Annotated in this window: 5 protein-coding genes; 3 read left to right on the forward strand and 2 right to left on the reverse strand. The window is 62.9% G+C overall.

The features are described 5' to 3' along the window. Positions 1-2: 2 nt before the first annotated feature. Complete coding sequence (locus AC5STB_RS20105; protein WP_495444538.1) at positions 3-1,823, reverse strand: ABC transporter ATP-binding protein; 1,821 nt, start codon at positions 1,821-1,823, stop codon at positions 3-5. 338 nt (positions 1,824-2,161) lie between these two features. Between AC5STB_RS20105 and AC5STB_RS20110 the strand changes: the two genes are divergently transcribed. The 3 genes from AC5STB_RS20110 to AC5STB_RS20120 all read left to right on the forward strand — a co-directional run bounded on the left by AC5STB_RS20110 (position 2,162) and on the right by AC5STB_RS20120 (position 5,986). Further along, positions 2,162-3,865 carry a peptide ABC transporter substrate-binding protein gene (locus AC5STB_RS20110; protein ID WP_495444539.1) on the forward strand — a complete coding sequence of 568 codons (1,704 nt, stop codon included), beginning with the start codon at positions 2,162-2,164 and terminating at the stop codon, positions 3,863-3,865. Between the two features lie 149 nt (positions 3,866-4,014). After that, a complete protein-coding gene (locus AC5STB_RS20115; RefSeq protein ID WP_495444540.1) occupies positions 4,015-5,022 on the forward strand; it encodes an ABC transporter permease in 1,008 nt (335 codons plus the stop codon). After that, positions 5,015-5,986 (forward strand): ABC transporter permease, encoded by a 972-nt coding sequence (locus tag AC5STB_RS20120; protein WP_495444541.1) that lies wholly within the window; start codon positions 5,015-5,017, stop codon positions 5,984-5,986. Before AC5STB_RS20115 ends, AC5STB_RS20120 begins: the two co-directional genes overlap by 8 nt. 72 nt (positions 5,987-6,058) lie before the next feature. Here AC5STB_RS20120 and AC5STB_RS20125 read toward each other — a convergent pair whose 3' ends face one another. Further along, entirely contained in the window at positions 6,059-7,339 is a 1,281-nt protein-coding gene (locus AC5STB_RS20125) for a DUF3422 family protein (protein ID WP_495444542.1), read from the reverse strand. Between the last annotated feature and the right edge of the window lie 252 nt (positions 7,340-7,591).

Genomic DNA, 7,591 nt, shown 5'->3' on the forward strand with positions numbered 1-7,591 from the left:
GATCAGTAGCCGCTGTCGGTGGTCAGCACGAAATGGCCGGGCTCCAGCTCCAGATACTCCGACGGCTCCGGCTGATAGCCGACCTCGTGTATGGGTGACGGGATTGGTTTGAAATTCAGCTCTTTCTCGGACTTGCGCTGGCGCGGATCAGCGATCGGGACCGCTTTCATCAGCGCCTGGGTGTAGGCGTGCAGCGGGTTTTCAAACACGCGTTCGCGCGGACCGAGCTCAACGATGCGGCCCAGATACATGACGCCGACCTGATGGCTGACGCGTTCCACCACTGCCATGTCGTGGCTGATGAACAGGAACGACAGGCCCAGCTCCGCCTGCAGCTCCATCATCAGGTTCAGCACCTGCGCCTGCACCGACACGTCAAGCGCCGAGACGGCTTCGTCCGCGACAATGAGCTTGGGATTAAGGGCCAGGGCGCGGGCGATGGCGATCCGCTGGCGCTGGCCGCCGGACATTTCGTGCGGGTAGCGGCGCATGAAGCTGCGCGGCAGGTGGACGCGGTCAAAGAGGCTGGCGACCCGGTCGTGCAGTTCGGAGCCGGAGGCGAGGCCATAATTGCGCAAGGGTTCCGCCACCTGGTCCAGGAGCTGCATCTGCGGGTTCAGCGAGGCAAAGGGATCCTGAAAGATCATCTGCATGTCCTGGCGGGCCTTGTGCATCCGGGACGGGCTGAACTGCAGCACATCTTCGCCTTCGAAGTTCACCTGCCCTGACTGCGGTTCCACCAGCCGCAGTATGGAGCGGCCGGCCGAGGATTTGCCGCAGCCGGATTCCCCCACCAGCGACAGGGTCTGGCCCTTGAAAACCTTAAAGGACACATCTTCCACCGCATGCACATTGGAGATGGTGCGGCGCAGCAGGCCGCCCTTGACCGGGAAGCGGGTGGTCAGGTTCTGCACGTCCAGCAGCACCTCTTCGGTGCCTTTGATCGGCTCGATCTTCTGATCCTCGACGCCCATCAGCTTCATTGGTTCGGGGTAATGCTTGCCGCGCATCTCACCCAGCTTTGGCACCGCTGCCAGCAAAGCCTTGGTGTAGTCGTGCTTGGGGTTCTCGAAGATCTCCTCGACAGTGCCCTCTTCAACCTTGTTGCCACGGAACATGACAACCACGCGGTCGGCCATTTGGGCGACCACTGCCATGTCGTGGGTGATGAACATCACCGCGGTTCCGGTTTCACGCTTCAAGCGGTCCATCAGCGCCAGGATCTCGGCTTGGATGGTCACATCCAGCGCGGTGGTCGGCTCATCCGCGATCAGAAGCCGCGGTTCGCAGGCCATGGCCATGGCGATCACCACCCGCTGGCGCATACCGCCCGACAGTTCGTGCGGATACTGCTGCAGGCGCCGTTCCGGTTCCGGGATGCGGACCTGGCGCAGAAGCTCCAGCGCGCGGTCCTCGGCCTGGGCCTTGGACATGTTTTTGTGAATGCGCAGGCCCTCGGTCAGCTGGCGGCCGACGGTGAACACCGGGTTGAGCGCGGTCATCGGCTCCTGAAAGATCATGCCGATCTCGTTGCCGCGAATTTGCTTCATCAGCTCCTGTTCGGTGGTTGCGAGATTGGCGCGCTCGCCCTCGCGGCGCTTGAACAGCAGCTCGCCGCCGGCGATCTCGCCGCCGCCGAATTCCACCAGCCGCATCAGCGACAGCGAGGACACCGACTTGCCGGAGCCGGATTCGCCAACGATGCAAACCGTTTCGCCGGGGCTGACGTCAAATGAGACATCCTCAACCCCGACAACCGGGCCATCCTTGGTCTGAAACTCCACCCGCAGATTTCTTATGGATGCAATGGCGTTGTCCAGCATGACGGCTCCCTGGTTTTTTCCTCTGATCCGCCGGAAAAGGCGGCCTCAGGTTCCGGAGTAAACTCTACTTTGCACAAAAAAGCTCATGCAAATTATGCATGAGCGTTTCGAAATTGGAATTTGCATTTTTGCGGCAAAAGGTTTTCGATACCCCTGTGGTTGCCTGCAGGCGGCATGCGCCGGTGTGTCCGGCGCACCGTTAAAGCTGCGTTCTTTCAGCAGCTTAACGTGGCTTGCAGTGCCCAATGCGACACCTCCGCAGCAATGCGGCAAACTTCCGGGCCTTACCCGGCCCGGCCAACAAAAAGACACACAACGTGTCCGACAAGGAGAGTGCGATGAACTTGAAATCCCTATTGATGGGTGCTGTTGCCACGGCCTCGCTAGCGCCTGCGGCCTTCGCCGAGCGCGGCTCAGACGGCCAGGTCAACATCATTTACTGGCAAGCGCCGTCGATCCTGAACCCGTTCCTGTCGAGCGGCACCAAGGACGTGCAGTCGGCATCGCTGGTGATTGAACCGCTGGCGCGCTACGATCCGCAGGGCAATATGGTCCCCTATCTGGCGACGGAAATCCCAACGGTCGAAAACGGCGGCGTCAGCGAAGACCTGACCTCGATCACCTGGAAGGTGGCGCCGGGCATCAAATGGTCCGATGGCACCGACTTCACCGCCCATGACGTGAAATTCACCGCCGATTACTGCATGCATCCCGAAGGCGGCTGCGCCCAGCTGACCAAGTTCCAGGGCGTTACCGGCGTTGAGGTGGTGGACGATCTGACCGTCAAGGTCACCTTCGACAAGCCGACCCCCTTCCCCTACGGCCCGTTTGTGGGCGGCGAAAGCCCGATCCTGCAAAAGGCCCAGTTCGAGAACTGCACCGGCGCCAAGGCACCAGAATGCACCGAAGCGAACTTTGGCCCGATCGGCACCGGCCCGTTTGTGGTGGATGAATTCAAGCCGAACGACGTGATCACCATGTCCGCCAACCCTAATTACCGCGACCCGGCCAAGCCGGCCTTTGCCAAGGTGCTGTTCAAGGGCGGCGGTGACGCAACCGCGGCCGGCCGCGCCGTAATGGAAACCGGCGAGTTCGACTATGCCTGGAACCTGCAGCTGGCGCCGGAAGTGATCGCTCAGATGGAAGCGGGCGGCAAGGGCAAGCCGGTTGCGGGCTTCGGCTCGCTGGTGGAACGCATCATGCTGAACCAGACCGACCCGTCGCCGGAGCTGCCGGAAGGCGAGCGCGCCACTGCCAAGCATCCGCACCCGTTCCTGAAGGACCCGGCGGTCTACAAGGCGATGTCGATGGCCATCGACCGTCCGCTGCTGGTGGAAATCGGCTATGGCAAGGCCGGCAAGGTCAGCTGCAACTGGGTGCCGGCACCTGCGGCCTTTGCCTCTGACACTTTTGACTGCTCCAACCAGGACATCGAAGGCGCCAAGGCGATGCTGGAAGAGGCAGGCTACAAGGACACCAATGGCGACGGCGTGCGGGAGACCCCGGACGGCAAGCCGATGAAGATCCTGTACCAGACTTCGACCAACGCCGTGCGCCAGGACTTCCAGGCGCTGATCAAGGAATGGTGGAGCCAGATCGGCATCGAAACCGAGCTGCGCAACGTCAACGCCTCCGTCTTCTTTGGCGGCGACCCGGGTTCGCCCGACACCTTCCAGCGCTTCTATGCCGACGTCGAAATGTACGCCAACAACTTCGACGGCACCGACCCGCAGTCCTATCTGGGCAACGGCCTGTGCGACAAGGCGCCGAAGCCGGAATCCCAGTGGCAGGGTGAGAACATCTCGCGCTTCTGCGACGAGGAGTTCGATCAGCTGCACGCCGAGCTGGCCAAGACCGCCGGTCTGGAAGCGCGCGCCGAAATCGGCCGCCGCCTGAACGACATCATGGTCGAAAACGGCGGCATGATCCCGCTGGTGCACCGCGGCCGCCTGTCGGCGCATTCCAACACCCTGGGCGGTGTCGACCTGAACGTCTGGGACAGCGAGCTGTGGAACGCAGCTGACTGGTACCGCATCAAGTAAGCACTGCTTGCTTCCCCGGGGCCCCGGCGCGACGCCGGGGCCCCTTGCCATCTGCAGGGGCTGGCCACCGGCCGCTGTGCATGGTCTGGACGCGGGGACCCCGCCCCGCCTGTTCCGAATTCAATACAAGTTGCAAAGGCGCTTAGCAGATGCTGACCTTTACAATCCGGCGGCTGATCCTGGCAGTACCGACACTGCTGTTCATCAGCCTCGTGATCTTCCTGCTCCTGGAGCTCGCCCCCGGCGACCCGATGGCGCAGGTTCCCCTGACCGTCCCCGCTGAGGTCAAAGAAAAGATGCGCCTGGCCCTGGGCCTTGGCGAACCGATGCATATCCGGTTCTGGAAATGGCTGGTGCAGTTCTTCTGGATCGAGCCGCAGGTGCTGATCGACAATATCTTCGGCACCAGCCTCGCCGAAGGGCAGCTGCGGGTGATCTCCTGGCAGACCCGCTCGCCGGTGATGGACATCGTGGTTCAGCGTCTCCCGCAGACCCTGTGGGTGGTCGGCACTGCCTATGTGGTCGCCATCCTGATCGCGCTGCCGATCGGCATCTATTCCGCCTACCGCCAGTACAGCTGGTTCGACCAGATGGGCACCTTTGTGTCGATGGTCGGCTTCTCGGTGCCGCCGTTCTTCTCCGGCGTGCTGGTGATCGTGATCTTCTCAGTGCAGCTGGGCTGGTTCCCGTCAATCTATGACACCACCCATGTGGTCAACAGCTGGGACAGCTTTGTCTACCAGCTGAAGCAGATGATCATGCCGGTGATGGTGCTGGCGCTGCAGATCACCGCCCAGCTCTCCCGCTTCATGCGCGCCTCGATGCTCGACAACCTCAACCAGGATTACGTCCGCACCGCCCGCGCCAAGGGCCTGAGCGAGTATGTGGTGGTAATGGTCCACGTGCTGCGCAATTCGATGATCCCGGTGGTCACCGTGATCGCGCTCGGCATCCCGTCGATCTTTGGCGGCGCCATCATCACTGAGCAGGTGTTCAAGGTGAACGGCATCGGCCAGCTGCTGATCGGCGCCATCCAGGCCAATGACCTGCCGATGGTGCAGACGCTCACCTTTATCTTTGCGGTGCTGATCGTGCTGTTCAACCTGATCGCCGACGTGCTGTACGGCATTCTTGACCCGAGGATCCGCTATGACTGACAAGGAACGCTTTGTGCCGGATGAGGGCATGGCGCCGGCTTCGACCGCAGTCCCTGCCGCCGGGCAGATGGAAGAGCTGCACCAGCCGCCGCGCAGCCAGTGGCTGGATGTCTGGGACCAGTTCAAATCCCACCGCGGGGCGCTGATGGGCGGGACGCTGTTCCTGATCATCATCCTCGCGGTCTATCTTGGCCCGCTGGTGTGGGACATCGAGGCCACCAAGATCGACATCCGCGCCCGCAACCAAGGCCCCAGCTGGGCGCATCCCTTCGGCACTGATCAGCTGGGCCGCGACATGCTGGCGCGGATGATGGCGGGTGGCGCGACCTCAGTCTCCGTCGGCCTGACGGCGATGCTGCTGGCGCTGTTCCTAGGCTCCTTCATTGGCGTTCTGGCCGGCTTCTTCAAGAAACTGGACGGGCCGCTGATGCGCCTGACGGATCTGTTCCTGGCGCTGCCGCTGCTGCCGCTGCTGCTGGTGATGATGCTCTTGTTCCGGGAACCGCTGAACGCGGCCTTCGGGCCGGAACAGGGGATTTTCATCCTGATCGTGGCCTCTATCGGCGTCACCAGCTGGATGCCCACCGCGCGGATCGTGCGCGGCGATGTGCTGGCGCTGAAAGAACGCGAGTTCGTGATGGCAGCGCGCTCCATCGGCACCACCAACAGAGGGCTGATCACCCGGCACATCCTGCCCAACGTGCTGTCGCCGATCATGGTGTCGGCCACATTGGGGATTGCCACCGCGATCATCACCGAGTCGTCGCTCTCCTTCCTTGGCCTCGGCTTCCCGCCGGATTTCCCGACCTGGGGGCGGCTGCTGTTCGATGCCACCGATTACCTGCAGCAGTATCCTGAGCGCGTGTTCTGGCCCGGTATGGCGATTTCGCTGACGGTGCTGAGCGTGAACTACCTGGGCGACGGGCTGCGCGACGCACTGGACCCGCGGATCCGGGGCCGCTGAGCAGGCGTTTCAGAAACGAAAGAGGGCCGCCCCATCAGGCGGCCCTTTTATTTTGCCCTGTCGCGGCAGGACTCAATGCAGCTTTTTCCTGATCCGCTGGATACCCAGCCAGACCAGTGCGATCACCGGCAGGGTGACTGATGCAATCAGCACCTTCTTGGTCATGCCGTAGCGTTCGGCCAGCGGGAACAGGAAGTCGGAGACCAGCGATATCGCATAGTAGCTGACGGCCACCACCGACAGGCCTTCCACCGTGTGCTGCAGCCTAAGCGCAATATCCGCGCGCCGGTCCATGCTGGCCAAAAGCGCCTGGTTCTGGGCTGAGCGTTCCACGTCCACCCTGGTCCGGAGCAGCTCCCCTGCCCGGCGTGCCCGGCTGGCCAGGGTATCCAGCCGCTTTTCAGTGGAGTTCACCGTCCGCATGGCCGGCTCAAAACGGCGCAGCATGAACTCGGCAAAGGTCTGGAAGCCCTCATTGCGCTCCTCGCGCAAGAGGCTGATGCGCTGGCTGACCAGCGCATCATAGGCGCCGGTGGCCCCGAACCGGAAGGCGGATTGCGCTGCCATCGCCTCCAGCTCAGCCGAAACCGCCAGCAGCTGGGTCAGGATCTCCTCGGCCGGCTTGGTGCCGGTGGTCATCTCCGCCATCATCTCGCTGAGACGGGTGTCCAGTTTGCCGATCACCGGCGTCAGCCCGCGGGCGCGGGAAAACCCCAGCATCGACATCGCCCGGTAGGTCTCAATCTCGCACAGCCGCTGCACCACCCGGCCAACCCGCTGGCTGCCTGTATCCAGGTTCGGGAAGATGGCAAAGCGCACGTGGCCGGCCGGATCGATGCGGAAGTCGCCCGCAACCACGGCGCTGTCGTCCAGCACCTGCGACACCGCCAGGCTTTCGGGCACAAACCAGTCATGCAGCGTTGCCTTCAGCTGATCCGGACCGGCCCGCGGCACCACCCGGATCAACGCCGAGGTGATCCGCTGGCCCGGTGCCTCCGCCAGCCAGTCCGCCGGAAAGACATCGAAGTCCGCCGGATCGAAGGGCCGCGCGCTGACCCCGTCGCAGTAGACGGTGTAGCTGACAAACTCGGTATGCTGCTCCCATTTGATCATGTGCCGCCCGATCTGCGCGGTATGGTGGGTCGCCCCCGGCTGGGGATGCGGCGCGCCATGGCGGTCCAGGAGCTGGATCAGATGCTGCATGTCCTGCATCCGGTCCCGGTGCACCGCCTCCTGCGGCTGTTTCACCGCCAGGTAGACCACTGTGCAGGGAGAGGTCATGGTCGGGAACGGGCGGGCGTGCAGCTCATTCGTTAGCTGGTACCGCAGCGGATGGTCCTGGATCGGGGGCATTCTTGGTCTCCGGGGCAATGCCGGCGACCATACTGCGGGCAGCAAAACATGTACAGAAATGTTTTGTTTCAACACGTTACCGGAATGCAACGGTATACAACGGCTTGCCAAGAAGGGGCTCTGCCCCCGGCCTGCGGCCTCCCCCGGGATATTTCAGGCCAGAAGAAGACTGCGAATGAGAAAAGGCGCCCCGGATGGAGCGCCTTTTCTATTGTTTGATGCCCCGCTTACTGGACGAGGCCCAGCAGCGTA

This window comes from Leisingera sp. CC-HEC093 (assembly GCF_059429195.1).